Source organism: Paenalicyclobacillus ferrooxydans, from assembly GCF_001399675.1.
Taxonomy (GTDB): Bacteria; Bacillota; Bacilli; order Alicyclobacillales; family Alicyclobacillaceae; genus Alicyclobacillus_B; species Alicyclobacillus_B ferrooxydans.
In genome coordinates, this window is record NZ_LJCO01000030.1 from 58,603 (window position 1) to 81,623 (window position 23,021).

Consider the following 23,021-nt stretch of genomic DNA (forward strand, 5'->3'; position numbering starts at 1 on the left):
TCCCCTGCTTTTGTGTCTTTCATGGTGGGTTCAGTGCTAAGCCATGGTGACCCCTTGTCGCAACAAGGTTTCGAATTCCTCGGGTGGCACAGGTCTGCTGTAGTAATAGCCTTGAATCTCGTCACAGCCATAGTCACGCAGGATCTCCACTTGCTCTCTGGTTTCAACACCTTCCACAATCACTCGAAGACCGAGGTCGTGAGCCATTTGAATCATGGCCTTGACAAGGGTGGCTGAACTCTTGTCAAAGGCGATGGAATCGACGAAGGACTTATCAACTTTTAATGCGTCAAATCTGTGACGACGCAGTTGCCCGAAGGAGGAGTACCCTGTTCCAAAATCATCGACGGAGACTTTGATGCCTCGATTTTGCAACATTCGGATGGTATCCACGACGTGGTCGTTGTGGATCATGGCGCTTTCGGTGATTTCTAGTTCAATGCACACCCCTTCGATGCCAGCCGCTTCGAGAGAGGCCACGACTGTGCGGACAAACTCGGACTGAACAAGTTGCTTCGGTGAAACGTTGAAGGACACAGGAACGGTGCAAACATTCAATGCCGACCATCGCTGGATTTGCTGTGTAACTTCCCGAATGACCCAGTTTCCCAGTTGTGTTATCAACCCGCTCTCTTCAGCCATTGGGATAAAGTAACCCGGTTCCACAATACCGAAATCCGGGTGCTGCCACCGTACCAGAGCTTCGGCCCCGACGATTTGTTCAGTTTCCGGAGCTATTTTGGGTTGATAGTACAGCGTTAATTCCCCGCGTGCGATACCCCTCTGTAAGTCGTTCTTCAATATAAATCTTCTGTACGATTCACTAGCCATTGTTGGGTCATAACATTGCCACTGGTCTTTACCATTCTCCTTGGCACGGTACAATGCGATATCCGTCGTTTTGACCAAGTTGACACCTTGCTCGTCGTCGATTGGAGAGCAACTGATGCCAATACTGGCTGTCACATAGAATGTATTTTCTTCAACCACGACGGGGTTCCGAATGGCTGTGAGGATGGAATCGGCAATATGCGTTGAGTCATCGATAGTAGTGTGAGAGACAAGTACCAAAAATTCATCGCCGCCGATTCGTGCCAAAAACGCGTTGTGGTTCAGGCATTTTTCAATCCTGCGAGCGATCGAGACAAGCAGTTGGTCTCCCACCAAGTGCCCGAATGTATCGTTGATGTGTTTGAACCCATCTAAATCGATTTCCATAAGGATGGTTGCTATATCGGTTGTTTCAGCATCTTTGAGGCAGACATCAAGCTGTGATTCAAACGCGCGTCGATTTGGAAGCCCGGTTAAGTGATCCACAAATGCGAGCTGGTAGATTTCATTTTGGGCTGCAATCGATTCGGTAACGTCTTTTGCAATTCCAAACACCCCGACGACCTGCCCGGAGACAATGATAGGGACATTTGTGATAATCAATTGACGTGTTTGGCGCTGCTGATCTCGTATGTCGACTTGGAACACACGGGTTTCACCTCGGAGCGTCGCTTCAAAGTTTGCAACAGCCTCAGCGAAGCTTTCCTTGGCGACAATATCCTGGTAGGAGTAGCCGATAAGCGTGTCCACATACCTTTTGGTTGCATCGTTTTCCATGATGTAGTGACCCGATGGGCTGAGGATAAAGGCTGGGTCAGGGTGATGCTCAAAGAGTGACCGAAAGGTCTGTTCACTGTACGACAACTGCTTACTCTTTTCTACCTCTCCTGTGATGTCCCGTCCGAAGAGGATCAGCTGTTTACGGCTGCCATCGGATTGAAACGTCGGTACTTTTGTGATTGAATACGTGTTCACTCTGCCATCTCTGAACTCCATTGTCTCTACACTCGATATTGTTGTTCCAGCAGTCCAGACCTGTTCATCCGGCATTTGACAACCCTTTAGAAAAAAGGCAAGCACAGTACTATGTCTTGCGATTTCTGTATCGGTTTTGCCGATATAACTACCTGGCATATCATCAAGACGAAATACCTGAATTGCGTAATCATTCGCCTCAACCCATCGACCACAAGCGTCTTTGAAGATTACGATATCCGACATCATGTTGATGAGGGTTTCGAATTGGAATCGGACGACATCGTGGTCATTTGGGGAAAATTCAGGATGACCGACGGGGAGGGAGAAGTTTAGTCTGCAGGATTCGTCCATTGCCGTAAGCCCCTTACCAGGTAAGATACATATACAATTTTTCAATCAGCTGAACTCTGCTCAATTGGGAAACAAAAATGATTTACGGAAGCTTGACTCATCTTAGGGTGGCTACCCACTGAACGTTTCATAGTTACTAATGGGTCCATCCTATCATGGGCACTCAATATTCGACAATATCACTACTTGGGTGAACGAAATGAAGCGTCCAAAGGTATGCCCTGATGGACAAAGGTGTTCCATGTCATGGAGTCGTGCGGCTGTTTTCTCTGAGAGAGTAACTTGACTTTTTCTTCGAAATAAAATAAACAGGTTTGACAGTTCAAACAATATCGTGGTATAGTCACCATGTTTCACCATATACTGTGATTGAAGGGAGTTGTTCTTGATGCCAGGCCTAAACCGAGTTGCCCCAGCGAACTGCATAGGTTTGGATCAAAACGGCTAACCTCGATGTGTATGGTGCGACCATAAAGGTGCACAGATGCTTCAGGCGGTGAGCCTGGAGTTTTTTGTTTGTCTGCAAAGGTGCGCAGAAGGCGTGACGTCCGCCTTGTGCGCTGCCCGGCTCCAGGTCTCTAAAAACCGACTGAACAAGTGCAAGCCGTGGACTTCGGTCCAGGGCTTTTTTTGATGGGAAGGGGGTTTAAACTTTATGTCCATGACTTCACTGATGCGTTATTTAAGGCCAGTTCGGGGGCGAATGGCAGCACTCTTAGTGCTCCTCTTGGTCACGACTGGGTTGCAGTTGATTAACCCGCAAATTGTGCAGCACTTTATTGATACAGCTTCCGGTCACGGTCCACTGACAAGTCTCATTTGGTTGGCAGGTCTTTATCTCGCAATTGCAGTCTTGAATCAACTGTTTACCGTTCTTGTCAGTTACCTCGGAAACGATGTCGCCTGGCGTGCGACAAACCGTTTGCGGGAAGACCTGGTGAAACACACACTCAGGCTCGATATGGGGTTTCACAACCACAAGAGCCCTGGCGAACTGATTGAACGGATCGACGGTGATGTAACAAACATGTCCAATTTCTTCGCCATGTTCATCACTGAAGTGTTTGGCAGTTTTGTGTTGCTCGCCGGGATCCTTGTCGTGATGTTCTTTCACGACTGGCTGATAGCCACCGTGATGACGGTATTCACTCTGCTGTCAATCGGCGTCATGATGTGGATCCGTGATCTCGGCGTCGCCTCGTCGCAAATGGAACGACAAGCGAGTGCCTCTCTGTTCGGATTGATTGAAGAGCGAATCGCCGGTATCGAAGACGTACAGGCGAACGGCAACGTGCCCTATGTGATTTACCGGTTCCATAAAGCCATGCGGGCCGTTTTTCAAACTGGACGCCGAGCCTGGATGCTTCGTGTGATTCCCTGGAACGCGACGGTCATCTTGTACACGATTGCGATGAGCCTTGTGCTTCTCCTTGGGGTGCACTTGTACTTAACAGGGCACGCGACGCTTGGAACGCTCTATTTGTTCTACCAATACACACAAATGTTAAACGATCCGATTGAACAACTCGGCAACCAAATGCAAGAGTTTCAAAAGGCGAAGTCCGGGATGCGTCGCTCGTCGGAGTTGCTCGCACAGGAGAGCAGCATCGTGGACGGGGTAGAGCACACCTTGCCGGATGGGCCGCTTGATGTCGAATTTGACCATGTGAACTTCAGTTATCACGCTGACGAACGCGTCTTGCATGATATCCACTTCCGATTGGGGGCGGGTGAACGGCTGGGCATCGTTGGGCGAACAGGCAGCGGAAAGTCGAGCATCAGTCGGCTGTTGCTCCGTTTGTATAACGTTGAGAGCGGTGAAATCCGCGTGGGCGGGGTCGATATCAAAACGCTCAAGTTAGAGGCGTTATACCGGCGTGTGGGGATGGTTACGCAGGACGTTCAGCTTTTCGATGGGACGCTGAGGGATAACCTCACCCTTTTTGACGGGCGGGTTACCGATTCAGAGATCCTCGAAATGACGGAGCGGTTGGGTCTGAGGTCGTGGATTGACGCGATGCCACAGGGACTCGGTACGCACCTGTCGGCTGGCGGCGCGTCGCTGTCCGCGGGGGAGGCGCAGTTGTTTGCACTGACGCGCGTCTTTCTGACGAAACCCAGTCTGGTCATTCTCGACGAACCATCTTCTCGGCTCGATCCAGCAACAGAGGCAACGCTGCAGCGAGCCGTCGATGAACTTCTGGCACACTCGACTGGGATTGTCATTGCTCACCGGCTGTCGACGCTGGATAAGGTCGATAAAATCATGGTCTTACGCCACGGGAAAATCCTCGAATTCGGCGACAGAGTAGCTCTCGCAGCCGATGAATCGTCGCATTTCGCAGGTTTACTGAGGACAGACAGGCAGGAGGAACTCGCATGATGGATGCAGTTTCTCTCGCCAAGTCGTACAGTGCCTTTCGACAAGGTGCCCGGTTGTTCCAAGAAGTAAAACACGGCAGTCGTGAATCACCGGCTGTCTCGGATAGGAGGAAGACAAATGACTGTTGGGAGACTGCTTTTGAGAATGCTTTCCTTCCGACTGACGCTCTACTTGATAAACGCCTTTTTATGGACCATATTTCATTCCGTGCCGGTCCTGGTAGCTCTCGGCATGCAGTGGTTTTTCAATCGCGTAACGGGTGACTCTCACAGCCTGTGGTGGCTTGCGGTTCCGCTCTTAATTGTGTCACTGATTCGATTTGTGCGCGTTGGTGCGTTCTTTGGGGCCTTTTTTGAGTGGATTACACTGACCTATCACCTGCAAGCTGTCCTGCGCTTAAACATGCTGAAAGGCATCATGCGCTGGCCAGGCCGCAATCTTCCAGCCACTTCAGGCGAGGCGATGAGTCGCTTTCGGGGAGACGTGGACGAAGTCATAGAATACGTCGAGTCATGGACGGACTTTTGGGGGAGATTGGTGTTTGCTGTTGTCTCACTGGTCATCATGGCACGTGTGAGTTGGCCTGTCACTGTGGTGGCAATCATGCCGCTGATGGTGGTTACGGTGCTGAATAACCTGTCCGGAAACCGCGCACGCCGTTACAGTCAATTAAGCAGAGAAGCAACTGGGCGCATTACCAGCTTTATTGCCGAGATTTACTCTTCTGTGCAGGCATTGAAGTTGGGGCGCGCTGAAGACAATGTCGTCCAAAAGTTTACTCAACTGAACGAACAACGTCGACAAGCTGCGCTGAAAGACAACCTGTTCAAGCAGTGGATGCAGTCGATGAACCAGCATGTGTTGAACATCTCTACGGGAGTCATCTTGTTGATGTGCGCAGCACAGATGAGAGCAGGACATTTTACTGTAGGGGACTTTGCCTTGTTTACGTTCCTGCTCGGTAACTTTGCGTACAGTGTTTCGCTGTTCGGATATATGATCTTTCAGCATCAACGTCTGCGGGTCTCCCTCGATCGAATGCGAATCCTGTTTCGCCCTGGAGAAGAGGCGAAAATCGGCGACCACAGTGGAATTTATCTGTACGGTGAGCCTCCTCAAGCAGGGGAGATTGATACTGCCGTACGTCGCGACACTCATGAGACTGACCTTCATGGCCAGGACCAACATCCCGATGGTCACTTTTACGATGGCGGTGTCAAGCGCCTGCAGTGTCTTCAAGTGACCGGGCTTGCCTACCGCTACCCGCAATCTGAAAACGGCGTCTTTGACGTAGAATTTACCCTCCATCGTGGCCAGTTTCTGGTGATTACAGGGCGCATCGGATCGGGCAAATCAACACTCATCAGGACGTTGCTCGGTCTGCTTCCTAAGCAAGAGGGTACGATTGCTTGGAATGGCCGCGTAGTTTCAGATCTGGCGGAGTTTCTCATCCCTCCGCGAGCGGCATACACTCCGCAGGTACCGCGTCTCTTCAGCGATCCGCTGCGGGAAAACATCACGCAAGGCCGACATGGGACAAAGGTTCAACTTCAGCACGCCATTCACTCAGCTGTGATGGAGCGAGACCTGGAGGAACTCGAACACGGCCTCGACACCTTTGTTGGGCCGCGGGGGGTCATGCTATCGGGGGGACAGATTCAACGCGCGGCTACGGCCCGCATGATGATGACCCAGTCAGACCTTCTGATTTTTGATGATTTGTCGAGTGCACTTGACGTAGAGACTGAGAAGGAACTGTGGGAGAGATTGCATCAAGAAGCAACATGTATCGCAGTTTCGCATCGTCGGGCTGCTCTTTGGCGCGCAGACTACGTGATTGTAATGAAGGACGGCCGCATCGACGGAGCAGGAACGTTGACAGATCTGTTGGAAACAAATGCAGAGATGCAGATGTTGTGGCGAGGGGAAGAAGACACTGGAAGTCTTAAACAGTACAGAGCAGCGTGTGACTCGGCGGATGATACAGAAGAGCCCGAGGCGGAGTATGTCAGTTAAGGAAAACAAGACATAGACGTGAACGGAGCTCCTTCGTTGTAACGTTACAGAAATGAGACACAGCGGGTGTGAAAGCCGCTATGTCTCATTTTTTGTACAGAGCAGCATGTTTCGCCAAGCCACACTAGCCCGACGATCTTGTTTTTACCAATACGGACCGTAACCAGGTCCGTATCCGTAGTAACCGGGTCCATACCCATAATACGGAGGTCTTGCCAGATTTGCGGCAGCGAGACCTGTTAAAACACCAAAGGGAAAGAAGAAGAACGGTGCAAATACCTCTACGGCATCCGGTTGATTCGTATCGCCGAGAGCGTGGTCGACATCCGGCGAATCCGAGTTTGCGGATATTGGGTTGAGAACACCGCAGTTGACGATATAGATCCCTTCGTGGGTCACTGAATGCAGTACTCCATGATACATAATCCCTTCCACATGATAAGCGACCACAGACTTACCAATCAGAGACTCGGCGTGTTTCCGCATCGAACGGTACATCTGCCAGCCCCTCCTTTTTGCCCATTTTGGTATAGCCTACGCTAGTCGCCGTGTCGCTGACGCGGACAGATGCCCGTTATTTTGGTGCTCTGAAGCATGGCTTAGGCGGTGTAACCAAGATTTGAAACAAGTTCGGAGGTGAAAAGCGATTCTGTGTTACGGACCCCTCTACGAAGCGGTCCTGCGAATACACCAGATGACACCGGTGCCGGGGACAAAACCTTCACCATCCCTGTTAATGCCCATGTCAACCACGTACATGGCTCCATCCGGTCCAAAGATCACATCAACGGGGCGCACAAAGCCCCCTTCGCCGCTGTAGGTGGCCGAGTAGCCTGAGCGATTCTTTGCAAATGTCTTTCGTCGACCGGTTCCGATATCAAGTCGAGAGACGCAGTGACCAAGGTTTTGAACGGGTTTCTTTCCCGGTCTGCCAGGACCGTACTCTGCGACGTATGCATCCCCGATCGGAGCAAAATTACCATTGTAGTTAAAATCAAAGCCCATTGCTGCTGAGTGAGGTGGAAAGACCGTGATGGGAGCAGGGGGTATCATAGGGTGTTTGGCAAGGAGAAAAGATGGCTGCGGTTGTTTCTTCGGTTTAAACTGAGGCAGTGTAACAGGAAGACCACCTGTGTAATCCGGAAATCCGTACCAAGCCCCGAATTGGATGAGCTGTAACTCATCGGGAGAGTTTGAAACGGGGCGGCTGCCTCTCTCATCCATTCCATGGTTGGTCGCATAGAGTCGACCTTGCCTGTCAAACTTTAAGCGGAATGGATTGCGCAGGCCCCAGGCAACGAGCTCGAGTTCTGAACCATCCGGGTTAGCGCGAAGGATACTCCCGCTAGCAGCCGTGATGCCTTTCACCTTTTCTCGAACCTTTGATGGAACACCAAACGGAGAATACGCACCTGTTTTTGCTTCTGCACGGCCGGCCGTTGGAACTCGACTGTCCTTTGTTGTGAAGTTTTGACCCGTAAGTCGAATAGAGCGGCCCGGGTAGTCGTGGAAGAAAGGGTGTTGTCGTACCCAATCGTTGTCTTCCCCAACAATGCCGGAATTGGTTGCATTTCCTTGGCCAAAGTACATCTTTCCATCCGAACTGAAGATAACTTGATTGTTATGGTGGTCTCCGAGACTTGGTAAACCGGTCAGGATGTCTTGCTTCTCGCCGTTTGGTTCAATCACAGTGACAGCGCCGCGGTGTGAGACGTAGATACGACCTTCGTGGAAATTGATTCCGGTCAGCGGAGGATGAAACCCGTCCGCAATCGTTTCGAAACCATCCCCTGTTTGTTTCAGCACCTTGCCATTGCCGTCACTTACGCCGGCATCAGCCACAAGCACATCTTCATGAGGCGTAAAAATGAGGTTGATGGGACACGTCAGACCTTTTGCAAAGACCTCGATCTTGTACCCAGCGGGTAAAATGATATCCTCTGGATTCAACTTTCGTTCCGCAACCACCCGTCACCATCTCCTGTCATCAGATGGTTTATGTGTATTGCGACTCCGGAATCGACATTCAAACCGCTCTCGTCTTGAGCCGGTCACTTTATTGGTTGAATTGTTTGTCACATTCAGTCGATATTTCCCGAGAAATGAGAGAAACCATACAAGAAAGGCAGACCATATCGTATGGTCTGCCTTTCAGCCGTACATAGCAGGTTTAAGATTCACTTCTGTTTAAGGCTGAAGATGGATTGCTCTCTATGGCAGCAAACAACTCATCCAGGGCGGTGACAATCGGCGGCCACGCCTCAGAGGTTGGCTGGATGAGTTTGAAGTGTTCAACTCCTGGAAGCTCAATCATGGTTACTGGGTCACCCATCTCCATGGCAGCGTTATAATAGTGTTCACTAATCTGAAGGGGCACTCGGTCGTCATCCGTCCCGTGTACAAGTACCTGCGGAAGTCCGAGCGGCAAGAGTTCCATTGGTGACGCCGCAGCGTAGCGGTTGGGAAATACGGACGGTATACCGCCGAGAAAGTCGACAACAGGACTCTGTTCTTGCCTGATTTCCCACATGAGTCTCAAGTCGTTGACGCCAGCGAGACTGATGGCACCGTGAATGCGAAGCGGAGATTCTGGCGAGGTGTCCGTTTCAGGCGAACCCATCTGAGAGACTCCCGCATGTTGTTCCAAAAAAGCCGCTGATTTGTGTCGTGCGGCAGACCAAAGGGCTAGGTGCCCACCTGCGGAGTGTCCCATTGTGACAACTCGACTCAAGTCGAGTTCGTACTTTTGCGCCAGAACTTTCAGGTGGTCCGCGGCGTTTCCAACGTCGATGAGGGTCTCGGGCCATCCGCCGCCGTCCTCGCCAACTCGTCGATACTCGATGTTCCACGTGGCGTAGCCGCGGGCAGTCAAGACGTCGCTGACAGCGTGCATCAAATCCAGACCGTATCGATCGTACCAAAATCCGCCGTGAATGACGATGACGACCGGGTGCGGTCCTGGGCCAGAAGGGATGCGTAACTCACCAAACTGAGACGGCTGTGAACCGTAGGGAATGCGAATTTCGTTCATACACTGCACCTCATCTCGCGAATCCTGTTCACTCAACTCCCATGCAGGTAGACTGCAGGTGGAACAAGGTTTATAAAACAGATATAACATGTTATCGGAGGCGATTGCCACGCGAGACGAGAGATACTCCCGACAAGTTTTATTCCGTCCGATTGGGCCGGAAGGACAAGCGAAACTCAACCAGTCCCGTGTTGCGATTGTCGGTATGGGAGCACTTGGTACGGTGATTGCGCCGCAGCTGGTGCGGGCGGGGGTTGGCTTTGTACGGTTGATTGACAGGGATATTATCGAGCCATCCAATCTGCAACGGCAGTCACTGTACGATGAAGCAGATGCGGAACAAGGACGTGCCAAAGCAGCTGCAGCAGCCGAAAAACTGGAGCAAGCCAATCGAGATGTCGTCATTGAAGTGGCGGTTACGGACCTGACGTGGCGCAACGCGGAATCCCTGTTGGCGGATGTGGATGTCATCGTGGATGGAACGGACAACTTTCAAGTGCGCTATCTCATCAATGACGTTGCCGTGAAGCACGGGATCCCTTGGTCGTACGGGGGGGCAGTGAGTTCGTACGGTACCACGGCTTTTTTTCGACCGAGTGAGACACCGTGCCTGGTTTGCCTGTTTGGCGCAAATCAAGGTACCGGAGGACACGATACCTGTGACACGGTTGGCGTCATTGCACCTGTCGTATCCATGATTGGCTCCATGCAGGTGGCAGAGGTCCTCAAGTACTTAACGGGCAACGTTGATGCACTGTCCAATACCTTGACTCACCTGGATGTTTGGCAAAATGAATATCGGTCCGTCACGTTGGGCCGCCCCAAGGAGAACTGTCCTTGTTGCCAGGAGAGAAGGTTTGAATCTTTGTCTGCCCAAAGAGACGGGTTAACGGTTTCCATGTGCGGTCGGCAGACCATTCAAGTGCGTCCGCCATCCGGACTTACGGTCCCCTTAGCTGACATGGCACAGAGGCTCTCCGTGTTTGGGACTGTTCGCCACAACCCCCATCTGCTTCGATGTGACTTTGGCGATGTTCACATCACCTTGTTTGCAGATGGCAGAGCCCTGATTCACGGCATTGAAGATGAGACGCTTGCACGAAGCCTCTATGCCAGGTATATCGGCATGTAAATCTATCCTGTGTTCTCGGTATTTTTCAGGTCTCTGCCGACCCAAACATAGGCTTGCAGAGGCCGAGGAGGGTGTCATGACCGGCGTAATGTTTTGGTTGCTGTGTAGACCGCAAATGACAGGGTGACTGCACATAGAATCACAATGGCGAGCGCTCCCCAGAGGAGCGGCCTGCCTTGCCAACCTCGAACCAACACGGAGCGCATGGCGTCAAACACGTAGGTAGTTGGATTGATGTGCGCAGCAATCCTCATCCATTTGGCGCCAATCAGGTTCAGGGGGACGAAGGTGTCACTTAAAAACAGCAAGGGGAAGAAGATAAAGGTTGCTGCTTGTGCAGCCTGCCCGTTTCCTGAGCGCAAGGCTGTTGCTACGGCGTACCCCGCAAACGCTAACCCCCAGCCGGCTGCCAGCAAGATGATGACAAGCAGTCCCGCCGCGCCAGTCGGTGTTTTGAGCCCCATCAACAGCGCCACCACGGGAATTAACGCAGTCTGCACAACCAACTGCAGCATGCCGGCAATCATGGGTGCGAGTACCAGAGCGGTACGAGAGACCGGTGTGATACGAAGTTTCGTGAAGTAGCGATTGTCTAAGTCTCTGATTAACGCCTGTCCTGCACTCCCCGCTCCACCGACGGCACCGGAGACGACCGCGACTGGCAGGATAAAATTGAGGTAATGAGTGCCTGAAAACCCGGGCATTTTTGCGATGCCGCTGAGTCCACCTTGGTACACAAACAAAAAGAACAGGCTGATGGCGAGGTTCGGAATAATGGCCCAGGGTACGCGCAGGGTTACCTGGATCGATCGGTTGGTGAGGACCATCAGGTCGCGCCAAAAATGAGCACGAATTTGCTCTCGTTCCAACGAAGGCATGCTTACGCTCATGCACCATTCGCTCCTTTGTAAGTGGTTGGCGGGGCATCTTTTGAGAGACCCGTTTCCTCAACCAAATGACCCGTTAGCTCAAGAAACACATGTCAATGGTGGGCGGGGCAACCTTGAGTCCTGCCAACTCGACCCCGATGGCACTGACATCGGCAAGGACCTGACCGATGGCGCTTGCTCCGTGGGGTGTGAAGACTCGAATAACATTCCTGTCCTGGGCTGCTTCATATGTCGACCCAATCCGCTGAAGCAATGGATTCAAGTCCGAGGTGTGTGCAGGCTCGAGTTCAATGACATCCCGCTCCAGCCGTCGTTTCAAGGTTTGCGGTGAGTCTTCGGCAATCATCTGTCCCTGATGGATGATCCCGATGTTGTCACAGAGCGCGTCTGCTTCTTCAAGATACTGTGTAGTTAAGAAGACCGTGACACCCGTCTGTTTCTGAACCGCTTGCAGCAGTTTCCAGAGCGCTGTGCGGTTCACCGGGGCGAGTCCCGTCGTTGGCTCATCCAAAAACAGAATCGGAGGTTGGTGCACCAGTGCGAGGGCAAGGTCCAGGCGACGGCGCATGCCTCCAGAGTAGGTTCGAATCCGCTTGTCGGCAGCCTCCTCGAGTCCAAACTGACTCAGTAACGAAGTGGCCCTCGACTTTGCCTCTGGGCGAGAGAGGTTGAACAAACGCCCTTGGATTTGCAAGAGCTCGCGTCCCGTCAACATCGGATCGACCCCGGTGTCTTGCAATGCCACCCCAATGTTGCTCCTCACTTGGTTGGGGTGGTGGACAACGTCATACCCTGCCACGTGAACGTGCCCTTCCGTCGGCAGCATCAGCGTCGTCAGTATCTGAATCAACGTGCTTTTTCCAGCACCGTTCGGACCGAGGAAACCGTAGATTATCCCCTGCACACACCAAAACGGAGAGTCATTGTGCACTCTCCGCGGCCAGCACAAGCAGGTTTATCTTGTTTGTCAGTTGAGGATCTACTTGTCAGTTGAGGACCTACTTGTCAGTTTAGGAAAGGAACACCGCCGCCAAGAACCAGGTAAATCAGGAGCAGGTTCAGAATCACAATAAGTGCTGCGCAGAAGCTTGCGGCAAAGGTTGTGATCTTGCGGTTTACGAGTGAGCCCATAATGTCCTTGCGTCGTGTAAAGTAGATGAGGGTGACGACAGGCATTGGCAACACTAAGCTTAATATCACTTGACTGATGACAAGAGTGCTTGTTGGATTGACATTGAGTGCAACAATGATGATGGTCGGCAGCATGGTGACAACACGCCGTACCCACACCGGAATCGTAAATCCGACAAACCCTTGCATGATGACTTGGCCTGCCATCGTACCCACGGCGGAGCTGGAGAATCCGGATGCGAGCAGCGAGACAAGGAACACAGCAGCAGCTGCCGGACCCAAGAGCGGTGTCAGGGTCTGATACGCTGTTGAGATATCAGCCACATTCACGTGCCCAGTCGCATGGAAGACAGAAGCAGCCATATACATCATGGAGAGATTGATGAGACCCGCCAGTGTCATCGCAATAATGACCTCTTTGATACTAAATCGGTTGATGAGCTTCTTTTCTTGCTCGTTCTTCGGCACGATCCGTTTCTGTGTCAGCCCAGAATGCAGGTAGACCACGTGCGGCATCACCGTTGCGCCAATCACACCCACAGCCAGGAGTACGGCATCGCTATTCCCGAGCCAAGGCACAAAGCTGTGGTACACCACTTGACCAAAGGCAGGTCGTGAGAGCACTGTTTCGGCCAGGTAGCAGATGCCAATGAGTAAGACCAGGGCGATAATGAACTTTTCCAGGGGACGGAACCCGAATCGATCGAGCATTAAAATGACATAGGTCGCGATGCCTGTGATGATGGCGCCCACCAGCATCGGAATGTGAAACAACAGGTTGAGTCCAAGTGTGGCGCCGAGGAATTCAGCGAGATCGGTCCCCATCGCGGCGATTTCTGAGAACACCCATAAGGTGATAGAAATGGCGCGAGGGAAGTGCTCCCGACAAAGTTCCGGCAGATTACGCCCCGTTGCAATGCCGAGCTTTGCTGACATACTTTGAATCAGCATAGCCATCAGGTTGGCGACAACGACAACCCACAACAGCTTATATCCAAACTCTGAGCCGCTTTGGATATTGGTTGCGTAATTACCTGGATCGATGTAGGCAACTGCGGCCACGAACGCAGGACCGATAAACGGAAGCATTGCCAACAAGCCTCTTTTTTGCTTGAGCAGCGCGCTTCGTGCGGCCAACTCGGTCTTGCTTGTTGGCATCGATGTCTCCGAAACTCCCATTTCTTCCACCACCCGTGGCAATTTTGTGAGCAGATGTTGCATACACGCCATCTTATTAGCCACAGGAAACTTTTGTGCCACAGAAAACCACACTGCAACAAATGGAGGGGCAGTCATGAATCAGGTGAACGAGGTATTGCAGGAGGTATTAGAACTGTGGAAACGCATGAAAACGAGTGAGATGGATGATGCGGCTGATGATGCGGACCGTTTTCAGATGATGTTTTATGCCTTTGTCGATCACGTTGCCGACTTCGTCCGCACTTTGCCCAAAAAGCCGGCTGATGCGGACGAGGCCAGGCTCGATCCCAATTTTGCGCCGCTGTTCAACGCACTGCCGGAACCACTGCAGATCCCGTTTGAGACTGAACTCGACGCCATTTTGGCCGAAGCGGCTAGAGACTTCGATAACACGGAACAGTAGTCTGGCGTGTCCAGCGAGTCTGATTAATCTTGCCTGTGACATGTGCACTGTCCAGCGTACCAGCCCGAACCAAGTCTCATCTAGCCGTGAATTTTATCGCGCCCGTGAAGCGGCTTGGCAAGGCGGGCTGACCGCTCTGCAAGCAGCTCAGACACAATGGATACGGCAACCTCATCAATGGTTTCAGCCCCGACGTCCAATCCGATGGGTGCGTGAATCGGCCCGCTGCCGATTTGTTTGCCGATATTTTCGAGCATCTCATTGGTTCGTGACAGGGGTCCGAGCACGCCAATGAATTTGGCGTCAGATTGAAGCGCAAGATTGAGGGCTGCCTCGTCTCTGGTTTGCAGGTGGTTCATAATCAGCCACCAGTTTCCACCGAGTTCATCTGGGTTTGCCTCGGACGGCTCCACTATCAAATGCTCTGCAGTTGGAAACCGACCGGACTGGTTAAAGTCTTTCCGCGGGTCAAGCACAGTGACACGAAAACCGCACTTTTCAGCAAGCACAGCGACAGGTACAGCATCATGACCCGCACCACAGAGAATCAGATGTTCGTTTGGGCGCATCGTGTCCACATAGAATCGCCGACCGTCCACATGAACCACTTCAGCGCGTGTTCGACTGTTGACGCGGTCAACCAACTGCCGTACGACTTCGGCGGGAAGGTCACTTCCCTCCCCGGCAATCGGAGAGTTCCCATCAAACAGGACCCGGGCCCCGTTCGGCAGTTCAATCGCGAGTGACACGGCAGTATCTTTTGCAATGGCAGTGCGGACAGCCGACCAGAACGGATCGGCCGCCTGGATAGGTTGGATGAGAACCTCGAGCGTTCCTTTGCAGCCAATTCCGAGTGACCACAACTCATTTTCACTTAAGTCATAGTTGACGAGCCGTGGTTGGCCGTCTTCCAGTGCTTTTTCAGCCCAACCGTAAAGGTCAGATTCCAGACATCCGCCGCTCAAGGTCCCTAGCATCTTACCTGCGTTTGTCATCATCATTTTGGCACCAGGCAAACGATAGGCCGAACCCTTGACCTGTGTGATGGTGAGCATTGCCGCTTGCTCGGAGTCATTCCAGGCCTGCTCAATCCGTGCAAAAACTTTCCGTGCTTCATCAATGCGAGACATCTATGTCAGCTCCTTATGTCTTCGTTCACAGGCAGCAGCAGAGAACGACTGAGAATGATATCGTTCCAACTAATATTTACAATAATCAGTATAGAGGCTAAGCCTCTTCAATGTACAGGCGGAGAATCTGGTGAAATGTTAAGATGAGAGAACCTTTTACGCAAAGAAGGAAGCTATTCAGATGACAGAGTCTTTACCAAGGCTTGAGACGGAGTTTCGTAATATCGGCATCGTTGCGCATGTCGATGCAGGCAAGACAACGACGACAGAACAGATGCTCTTTCGAAGCGGACGACTCAAAATTCTGGGACGTGTAGACGAAGGAACATCGCATACAGACTGGCTCGAAGTAGAACGACAACGTGGAATTTCAGTGCGTGCAGCAGTGACTCGATACGAATGGAACGGCTGCACAGTGAACCTGATTGACACGCCTGGTCATATCGATTTTTCTGCTGAGGTTGAACGGTCTTTACGGGTTCTCGACGGTGCCATTCTCGTGGTATCTGCGGCAGAGGGTGTTCAGGGTTATACAGAGACCTTGTGGCATGCACTCTCTGAATTGAACATTCCTACTCTCATTTACGTGAATAAAGTGGACAGGGTGGGGACGGAGCTCCAGGATGTCATCCATCAGCTGAAATCTATTCTGAGTCCTTCCATCGTTCCGATTCAACAAGTCGACGCAGACGGTCCTCCGTTTTCTGCTGTAGCTAGTGTGTTTGCAACCTCTCATCCGGAGCTTCTTGAGGAACTCCATACGGTGTTGGCAGAAAACGACGAGGCCCTCTTTGAAGCCTATGTCGAAGGACAGAGACCAGATGTGCAAACTCTGATGTCAGCACTCAAAAAACAGGTTAGACTCCGTCTGGCATTCCCTGTGCTTTTTGGCGCATCCCTGAAAGGCATCGGGGTTGCAGAACTGATGGATGCTGTTGTGGACTACCTGCCAAGACCAAGAGGGGAAATCAACGACCCGATGTCTGGTGTTGTTTTTAAAGTCGAACGACATCCGTCGCAGGGAAGGGTCACGTATGTTCGTCTTTTTTCCGGCCAGATGAAAAACAGAGACAGCGTTGTCAACCAAACGAGATCTGTTGTAGAAAAGGTGAATCAGATTCGACAAATTGATGTGTCGACATATCACGATGTCGGATGGCTTGGTGCGGGGGATGTCGGTGCGCTCTATGGACTCAGTCAAGCTCAAATTGGAGACGTGTTCGGGGACCCAGGACCCGAATTCATCCGCAATGCAAAGTCTCTGTCAGTGCCTCTGCTGACAGTACAGGTCCTGCCAGAGCGAGACGATGACTATATGCAGCTCGTTGAGGCTCTGATGGAATTGAACCTCGAAGACCCTTCGTTATCCGCAGAGTGGATGCAGGAAGAACGGGAAGTCCACATCAAGGCGATGGGCACCATTCAACTCGAAGTCTTACAAGAGATGATTTTGGATCGATTTGGGCTTCGGGTTTCGTTCACAGAGCCATCAGTCATCTACAAGGAGACGCCAAAGCAAAGTGCAGAGGGCTTTGTAGCCTACACTATGCCCAAACCGTGCTGGGCTGTTTTACGATTCATGATTGAGCCGCTTCCTCGAGGGAGCGGCGTTCTGTACCAGGCCCACGTGCGAACAGATGACCTGTTGCAACGCTATCAGAATGAGGTTGAGCGACGTGTGCCAGAAGCATTGGAGCAAGGATTGTTTGGATGGGAAGTAACAGACCTGCGTATTACCCTTGTCGAAGGTCAGCATCACGTGTGGCACACTCATCCGCTCGACTTCGTTGTTGCAACGCCAATGGGGATTATGGATGGACTGCAAAATGCAGGATCACAACTCCTCGAGCCGATTCTGGAATTTAAGCTGTCAGTCCCTGAAGGGTTCAGTGGGCGGGTACTCAACGACCTGTCAGTGATGCGCGGTGATTTTCAGAATCCCTTCACGAGTCGAGGAAGGTTTAGTGTTGAAGGCACCATTCCACTTGCGACGTCACTCGAGTACCCCGTAAAACTCGCCATGTTGACAGGCGGGAGAGGGGTCTTTACAACTCGGTTTCTGGAGTACCGTGAAGCCCCGCCTGATGTCTATGCAGAGCGCAAGCGCCGCGGGGTAAATCCTCTTGACACAGCAAAATACATTCTCTGGGCGAGAAACGCCCTCGGAAACTCGTAAGCATGTTTGTTTTGTTGAAGGTGAATCCCTTGAGCGAGGATGATTTTGGATGGACTATTCGCATTGGCAAAGGTTCAGGCAGGCCAAACGGTGCGCTGGGCTTGTGAGAGATATCGATCGAGTTGTTGACTGACCTTGATGACCCTTTTGAACTATTTCTTACTGCTCCCTGAGTTGGACCAAACGTGCTATATATTTCCGACTCATCAAAGCACTATTCTGTGATGGGGAAGTCTTGAAGCCTTATGACCGTGCCAGACGCAAGCTGTCAAGCAGGGACAAAGGCTTTTCCTTTCAGCCAGCAGGCGGGAGGGGTGTGGCATTATGGCGAGGATACGGGTGTTCACCGGACACTTTGGGAGCGGCAAGACTGAAACTGCACTGAACTATGCACTTTGGCTGGCAGGTCAACAAAAACGGGTTTGTTTAGCCGATCTCGATATCGTAAACCCATACTTCTGCTCTCGAGATGTAAAAGAGGTTCTAGAGCAAAACGGTATTCGTGTGATCTCCGCAGAAACGAGTCTCTCCAACGCGGAACTGTCCGTGATTCCCCCCGAAATCAATACAGTATTCAATGACAAGACGTACGAAGTAGTGATGGATGTTGGTGGTGATGACTTAGGAAGTGTGGCGCTTGGGCAATTCGGGCGGCATTTTCGGGCAGAACCGTACGACATGTATTTTGTTATCAACCAACATCGACCGCTTACGGCAACAAAGGAAGCTGTTCTCGACTACATGAATCAGATTCAGGCTGCATCTAGGCTTCGTGTGACACACCTGGTTTCAAACACAAACATGTCGTTAGAAACGACTGTCGCAGATGTGCTTGCGGGGGATCAGTTTGTCGCAGAGATAGCGGACAAATTACAGCTGCCTCATGCTTTTACGGTCTGTACATCGAATCTGCGCTCAGAGGTCACAGGGAAAACCAAAGCCCCTGTTTTCGGTATTCAGATCTTCATGAAACCTCCGTGGATGTAAGCGAATTCATGTAGGTTTGTAGATGGCCTTCTGGCATGTGCAAGGTTTCCATGGGAGTCAGGCAAGTGCAACCCTTGGAAAGGGGGTGGCTGGTATGGCTCAGGTGACGTTTCGAGAAGACATCTGCAAAGGCTGCGGGCTGTGTATCGATGTCTGTCCCAAGCACATCATTCAGTTTTCCGAACGGCTGAACACGAAAGGCTATCATTCTGCAACTGTTCCTGATGGAGATATGGAAAAGTGTATTGCCTGCACGTTCTGCGCCATGATGTGCCCGGATGTAGCCATCGAAGTAGTTCCATGAGAGGAGGGAGTACCGTGGGGGAAAAGGTTCTCATGAAGGGTACCGAAGCGATTGGTGAGGCAGCAATTCGAGCGAACTGCCAGTGCTTTTTTGGTTATCCGATAACCCCGCAGACGGAACTGGCAGCGTACCTTGCAAAGCAGATGCCGAAACTAAACCGCGTCTTCGTACAAGCCGAGAGCGAGGTTGCTGCAATCAATATGATTTATGGTGCCGCAGGTACCGGGGCTCGTGTTATGACGTCATCCTCAAGCCCGGGAATCAGTTTGATGTCTGAGGGGATCTCTTATATTGCCGGGGCTGAACTGCCCTGTTTAATCATCAACATTGTTCGCGGGGGGCCAGGGCTTGGCAGCATTCAGCCTGCGCAGTCTGACTATTTTCAGGCGACGAAAGGCGGCGGGCACGGCGACTACAACATGCCGGTCTATGCACCCTCTTCCATTCAAGAGATGGTTGATTTGATTCAGGATGCATTTGATGTTGCCGACTTGTATCGAACGCCCTGCATGATGATGGGAGACGGCATGCTCGGCCAAATGATGGAGCCCGTAGAGTTCGTCCTGCGGACACCAAGGGCTGTACCGGAGAAAGATTGGGCTGCAACAGGCTTGCACGGCAGAGCGAAGCACAACGTCATCAACTCGCTCTACCTCGATCCACAGGATATGGAAAACCACAATATTCATCTTCAGGAAAAATTCCGGCGGATTCGGGAGAATGAGGCACGGTATGAGCTGTTTGAGTGTGATCGAGACAATGACCTCATGATCGTCGCTTACGGCACTACTGCGCGTATCTGCAAAAATGTGATTCGCGATGCCGAGAGAGATGGAATTCGGCTTGGGCTTGTACGTCCCATCACCTTGTGGCCATTTCCGACTGAAGCCTTCGAACAAACGATAGACCGAACGCACTTCGGCTACCTCACGGTTGAAATGAGTGCTGGACAAATGGTGGAGGACGTCCGCTTAGCGGTGAATGGGCGACAGCCTGTAGCGTTCTATGGTCGGATGGGCGGGATGGTCCCGCACCCGAAGGACATTCTCGAACGCGTCAAACAGATGATCTACCAGGGGGTGAAGTAGATGCCCATCACATTTACTAAACCAAGAGGCCTCACGGACGCACCGACCCATTACTGCCCGGGATGCACACATGGGATCGTGCATAGACTGGTGGCGGAGGTCCTTGAGGAGCTTGGCGTGCTCGATAAGGCAATTGGCGTTGCACCAGTCGGGTGCTCTGTCCTTGCTTTTGAGTACTTCGCCTGCGACGTGTTTGAAGCTGCCCACGGCAGGGCACCCGCAGTTGCAACCGGGGTCAAACGGGCCAAGCCAGACAGTGTGGTTTTCACGTACCAAGGGGATGGTGATCTCGCTGCCATCGGTACCGCCGAGATTGTCCATGCAGCCACGCGGGGCGAGAAGATTACCACTGTATTTGTCAACAATGCAATCTACGGTATGACGGGCGGGCAAATGGCCCCAACGACGTTGCCTGGGCAGGTCACGGAAACCTCCCCGTATGGGCGCGATACCAACATAGCCGGATTTCCGATTCGAGTTTCGGAGATGATTTCTACACTTGATGGTGCCGCTTACGTGGAACGTGTCTCTGTAGACAGTGTAAAAAACGTTCTCAAGGCGAAAATGGCTATCAAAAGGGCGTTTGAGTGCCAAATCGAGGGGATTGGATTCAGCCTGGTTGAGGTGCTGTCCATCTGCCCGACGAACTGGGGCTTGTCGCCGCAGGAATCCATGGATTGGTTGCGTGATCACATGCTCCCTTACTACCCGCTCGGGGTCAAGAAGGATAAGACCAAGGAGAGTGAGTAGAATGACGGGTCAGGAAATCGTGTTCGCTGGTTTCGGCGGACAAGGCATTCTGTCGATGGGAAAGTTTCTCGCCTTTGCGGGTATGGAGGCGGGGTTGAATGTCTCTTGGCTGCCTTCGTACGGTCCTGAGATGCGCGGGGGAACAGCGAACTGTTCAGTGATCCTGACGGAAAATACCATCGGATCGCCAGTGGTGACAACACCGACGACGTTGGTGGTCATGAATCGACCATCACTCGATAAGTTTGAACCTGCCCTGGTAGAGAACGGTCTGCTGATTCTTGACAGTGATCTCGTCAATCGCTCTCCTGTTCGGCAGGACATCGAGCCTGTTGGGATTCCGGCGCAGAGCATTGCTGAGCGGCTTGGCAACAAAAAAGTTGCCAACATGGTCCTTCTCGGTGCGCTAATTAAGATGACTCAGGTCGTACCTGTGGAGACTCTGCTCCATGCCATTCAGCGTCATGGGAAGCAACAATTTTACGAGCTGAATGAATCGGCCATCGTTCATGGGTGCGATTTTTCTTTCTGACAAAGAGCGAAAACGAGGCTCACCTGACGGATATGACAGGTGAGCCATTGTGCGCTTAGGGCTGATTTGCGTATGCTGAGATGGCATTCCAAACGGAGCTGTTTTCTAGATCCATATGCCACAGTGACACGCCCTGCAGGTTGTAACTCTTAGCAAGTGCCAGTTTGTCGGCAATGCTTGTAGCATTTTCATAATAAACGGTATGCGTGATAGAACCCGATGTGTAGGTGAAATAGGGAGCATCATCGGTACCGTCCCATTTCGGCGTGATGGATTGTGAACGGATGAGTGCGTCAATGGCGGGAAGACTGAGTGCGGTTGTCGTCCCATTGTGCCAATCGTATCCGTACATAGGAATCCCGAGCAGAACCTGGTTCGCCGGAATTGCGCTGACTGTATAGTCGAGTACCTGCTTTACCCACCATATTGGAGCAATCGCTCCAGGAGGGCCTCCGGGATACGAGTAGTCATAGGCCATGATAATATCCCCGTCGGTAACTTTTCCAATGGCTGCATAGTTGTACGCACTGCCAGCCCGTGTCACACCCGGGAGGTCGACATTGAGTTGCTTTCCAATCGCATGCAAACGTTGCTGCAGGGTGCCGAGAAATTGTACGTAAGATGACCCAGCACTTGAGGGCAGCATCTCGAAGTCCATATTTACACCCGCAAACGAGGTGCCTTGAACCAGTTGCACGATATTGTTGATTAACGTAGTGCTGTTTGTCGGGTTTTGCAGAAGTTGTTGGGCCATTGTTCCGTCAAAGTTGCTGAGTGAATCGTCGTAGTTGTTTACCGTGATGTAAGCGCTGAGATGATGGAGTGCAGCATATGACTCTGCGTCAGTGTATACAGTACCTGTCAGTCCGCCCGTAGATGTGATGGAGTGGGTGAACGTACTGAAGGCCTGAACCTGTGGGTGGGACTCCAAATCATTCAAAGATGACGCACTGTTGCCGTAGTGAGTGACAAACCCAAACAGTTCATGCGTTCCACTATCGGATGTTGACGAGGCTGGGTTTGCTGGCATCAACAGCTTCCAGGTATGACCATCCCACTCGGAAGGTATCCCGGCTGCACGCAAAATCAGTTGGATGTAGTAAATCGGCATGTAAACCGTTTGTTGGGCGTGGGGTCCAGCTAACGGATCGCGGGCGACATAGGTATTGAGTTGCTTGAGTAACTGGCCATTGACGACAATCTTCGCATTGCCGTTGCCGATCGGAAAGTTTGGCGTGATTCCGGATGGAGCAGTGCCCGATGGGATGCTCAGTGTCCAGGTCTGCGAAGCGCCATCCCATGATTGAGTAATGCCAGCTGCCTCAAGCGCTTTTCCAACATACCAGATGGGCATGTAGGTCGTTGGGATTCCTCCGTCAAGGGCCACAAATCCGTAGGGTTGCGAGAGTAACTGGGTATTCAGCTCGATGGCTTTTTGATGCTGGGTGAAGGGGCCAATCGCAGCATGGGCCCACGGGGTATAACCTTGGGACAGTGTTGCACTGAGGCCAGTCGCGAGGACGAGTGTTGCGGCTGCAGTTGCTATGTATGCAAGCTTTTTCTTCTTTGGGACTTTTCGGGCATGTTTTCCGACACGCAAAACACTCACCATTTCCTATGTAGAATTACCACCATCGTAACAGGAATCCACGCCGTAAAATCTATAAGATTGTTGGTTGAAAATCCAAATTAAGGGTATCCACGGTGA

At 51.9% G+C, this 23,021-nt stretch carries 19 protein-coding genes; 10 read left to right on the forward strand and 9 right to left on the reverse strand.

What is annotated here, in order from left to right; translation table 11 throughout:
* Nucleotides 1-36 precede the first annotated feature (36 nt).
* Entirely contained in the window at nucleotides 37-2,160 is a 2,124-nt protein-coding gene (locus AN477_RS06075; protein ID WP_054968278.1) for a sensor domain-containing protein, read from the reverse strand.
* Nucleotides 2,161-2,815: 655 nt separating this feature from the next.
* On the opposite strand from AN477_RS06075, the gene AN477_RS06080 reads away from it, so the two are divergent.
* Both AN477_RS06080 and AN477_RS06085 read left to right on the forward strand, forming a co-directional pair.
* On the forward strand, nucleotides 2,816-4,543 hold the full coding sequence (locus AN477_RS06080) for an ABC transporter ATP-binding protein (protein WP_054968279.1): 1,728 nt from the start codon (nucleotides 2,816-2,818) through the stop codon (nucleotides 4,541-4,543).
* A 117-nt stretch (nucleotides 4,544-4,660) separates the two neighbouring features.
* Nucleotides 4,661-6,559: an ABC transporter ATP-binding protein gene (locus AN477_RS06085; RefSeq protein ID WP_054968280.1), complete on the forward strand. Its 1,899-nt coding sequence runs from the start codon at nucleotides 4,661-4,663 to the stop codon at nucleotides 6,557-6,559.
* A 144-nt stretch (nucleotides 6,560-6,703) separates the two neighbouring features.
* Here the strand turns inward: AN477_RS06085 and AN477_RS06090 are convergent, their stop codons facing one another.
* From AN477_RS06090 to AN477_RS06100, 3 genes are all read right to left on the reverse strand, one after another.
* Nucleotides 6,704-7,057: a hypothetical protein gene (locus tag AN477_RS06090; RefSeq protein WP_054968281.1), complete on the reverse strand. Its 354-nt coding sequence runs from the start codon at nucleotides 7,055-7,057 to the stop codon at nucleotides 6,704-6,706.
* A 168-nt stretch (nucleotides 7,058-7,225) separates the two neighbouring features.
* The gene (locus AN477_RS06095; protein WP_054968282.1) at nucleotides 7,226-8,527 is read right to left on the reverse strand and encodes a PQQ-dependent sugar dehydrogenase; all 1,302 of its coding nucleotides are present in this window, start codon (nucleotides 8,525-8,527) and stop codon (nucleotides 7,226-7,228) included.
* Nucleotides 8,528-8,729: 202 nt separating this feature from the next.
* Complete coding sequence (locus AN477_RS06100) at nucleotides 8,730-9,590, reverse strand: alpha/beta hydrolase family protein (protein ID WP_054968283.1); 861 nt, start codon at nucleotides 9,588-9,590, stop codon at nucleotides 8,730-8,732.
* An 88-nt stretch (nucleotides 9,591-9,678) separates the two neighbouring features.
* Between AN477_RS06100 and AN477_RS06105 the strand changes: the two genes are divergently transcribed.
* On the forward strand, nucleotides 9,679-10,722 hold the full coding sequence (locus AN477_RS06105) for a ThiF family adenylyltransferase (RefSeq protein ID WP_054968284.1): 1,044 nt from the start codon (nucleotides 9,679-9,681) through the stop codon (nucleotides 10,720-10,722).
* 74 nt (nucleotides 10,723-10,796) lie between these two features.
* On the opposite strand, the gene AN477_RS06110 is transcribed toward AN477_RS06105, so the two are convergent.
* From AN477_RS06110 to AN477_RS06120, 3 genes are all read right to left on the reverse strand, one after another.
* On the reverse strand, nucleotides 10,797-11,612 hold the full coding sequence (locus AN477_RS06110) for an ABC transporter permease (protein WP_245631736.1): 816 nt from the start codon (nucleotides 11,610-11,612) through the stop codon (nucleotides 10,797-10,799).
* A gap of 73 nt (nucleotides 11,613-11,685) precedes the next feature.
* Nucleotides 11,686-12,543: an ATP-binding cassette domain-containing protein gene (locus AN477_RS06115; protein WP_169787850.1), complete on the reverse strand. Its 858-nt coding sequence runs from the start codon at nucleotides 12,541-12,543 to the stop codon at nucleotides 11,686-11,688.
* A 74-nt stretch (nucleotides 12,544-12,617) separates the two neighbouring features.
* A complete protein-coding gene (locus AN477_RS06120) occupies nucleotides 12,618-13,934 on the reverse strand; it encodes an Nramp family divalent metal transporter (protein WP_425388133.1) in 1,317 nt (438 codons plus the stop codon).
* A 103-nt stretch (nucleotides 13,935-14,037) separates the two neighbouring features.
* On the opposite strand from AN477_RS06120, the gene AN477_RS06125 reads away from it, so the two are divergent.
* Entirely contained in the window at nucleotides 14,038-14,346 is a 309-nt protein-coding gene (locus AN477_RS06125; protein WP_054968287.1) for a hypothetical protein, read from the forward strand.
* Nucleotides 14,347-14,426: 80 nt separating this feature from the next.
* On the opposite strand, the gene AN477_RS06130 is transcribed toward AN477_RS06125, so the two are convergent.
* Nucleotides 14,427-15,476 carry an XdhC family protein gene (locus tag AN477_RS06130; protein WP_054968288.1) on the reverse strand — a complete coding sequence of 350 codons (1,050 nt, stop codon included), beginning with the start codon at nucleotides 15,474-15,476 and terminating at the stop codon, nucleotides 14,427-14,429.
* 181 nt (nucleotides 15,477-15,657) lie between these two features.
* Between AN477_RS06130 and AN477_RS06135 the strand changes: the two genes are divergently transcribed.
* The 6 genes from AN477_RS06135 (at nucleotide 15,658) to AN477_RS06160 (ending at nucleotide 21,313) form a co-directional block, all read left to right on the forward strand.
* On the forward strand, nucleotides 15,658-17,652 hold the full coding sequence (locus AN477_RS06135) for a GTP-binding protein (RefSeq protein ID WP_054968289.1): 1,995 nt from the start codon (nucleotides 15,658-15,660) through the stop codon (nucleotides 17,650-17,652).
* A 324-nt stretch (nucleotides 17,653-17,976) separates the two neighbouring features.
* Nucleotides 17,977-18,639, forward strand: a complete 663-nt coding sequence (locus tag AN477_RS06140) for a hypothetical protein (RefSeq protein WP_054968290.1) — start codon at nucleotides 17,977-17,979, stop codon at nucleotides 18,637-18,639.
* Between the two features lie 94 nt (nucleotides 18,640-18,733).
* Nucleotides 18,734-18,943: a 4Fe-4S binding protein gene (locus AN477_RS06145; RefSeq protein WP_054968291.1), complete on the forward strand. Its 210-nt coding sequence runs from the start codon at nucleotides 18,734-18,736 to the stop codon at nucleotides 18,941-18,943.
* Between the two features lie 14 nt (nucleotides 18,944-18,957).
* Nucleotides 18,958-20,031 carry a 3-methyl-2-oxobutanoate dehydrogenase subunit VorB gene (locus AN477_RS06150; RefSeq protein ID WP_054968292.1) on the forward strand — a complete coding sequence of 358 codons (1,074 nt, stop codon included), beginning with the start codon at nucleotides 18,958-18,960 and terminating at the stop codon, nucleotides 20,029-20,031.
* Nucleotides 20,032-20,781, forward strand: a complete 750-nt coding sequence (locus AN477_RS06155; RefSeq protein WP_054968293.1) for a thiamine pyrophosphate-dependent enzyme — start codon at nucleotides 20,032-20,034, stop codon at nucleotides 20,779-20,781.
* A 1-nt stretch (nucleotide 20,782) separates the two neighbouring features.
* Nucleotides 20,783-21,313 carry a 2-oxoacid:ferredoxin oxidoreductase subunit gamma family protein gene (locus AN477_RS06160; RefSeq protein WP_054968294.1) on the forward strand — a complete coding sequence of 177 codons (531 nt, stop codon included), beginning with the start codon at nucleotides 20,783-20,785 and terminating at the stop codon, nucleotides 21,311-21,313.
* A gap of 55 nt (nucleotides 21,314-21,368) precedes the next feature.
* Here AN477_RS06160 and AN477_RS06165 read toward each other — a convergent pair whose 3' ends face one another.
* Nucleotides 21,369-22,913, reverse strand: a complete 1,545-nt coding sequence (locus AN477_RS06165; protein WP_169787851.1) for a glycosyl hydrolase family 18 protein — start codon at nucleotides 22,911-22,913, stop codon at nucleotides 21,369-21,371.
* Nucleotides 22,914-23,021: the final 108 nt, after the last annotated feature.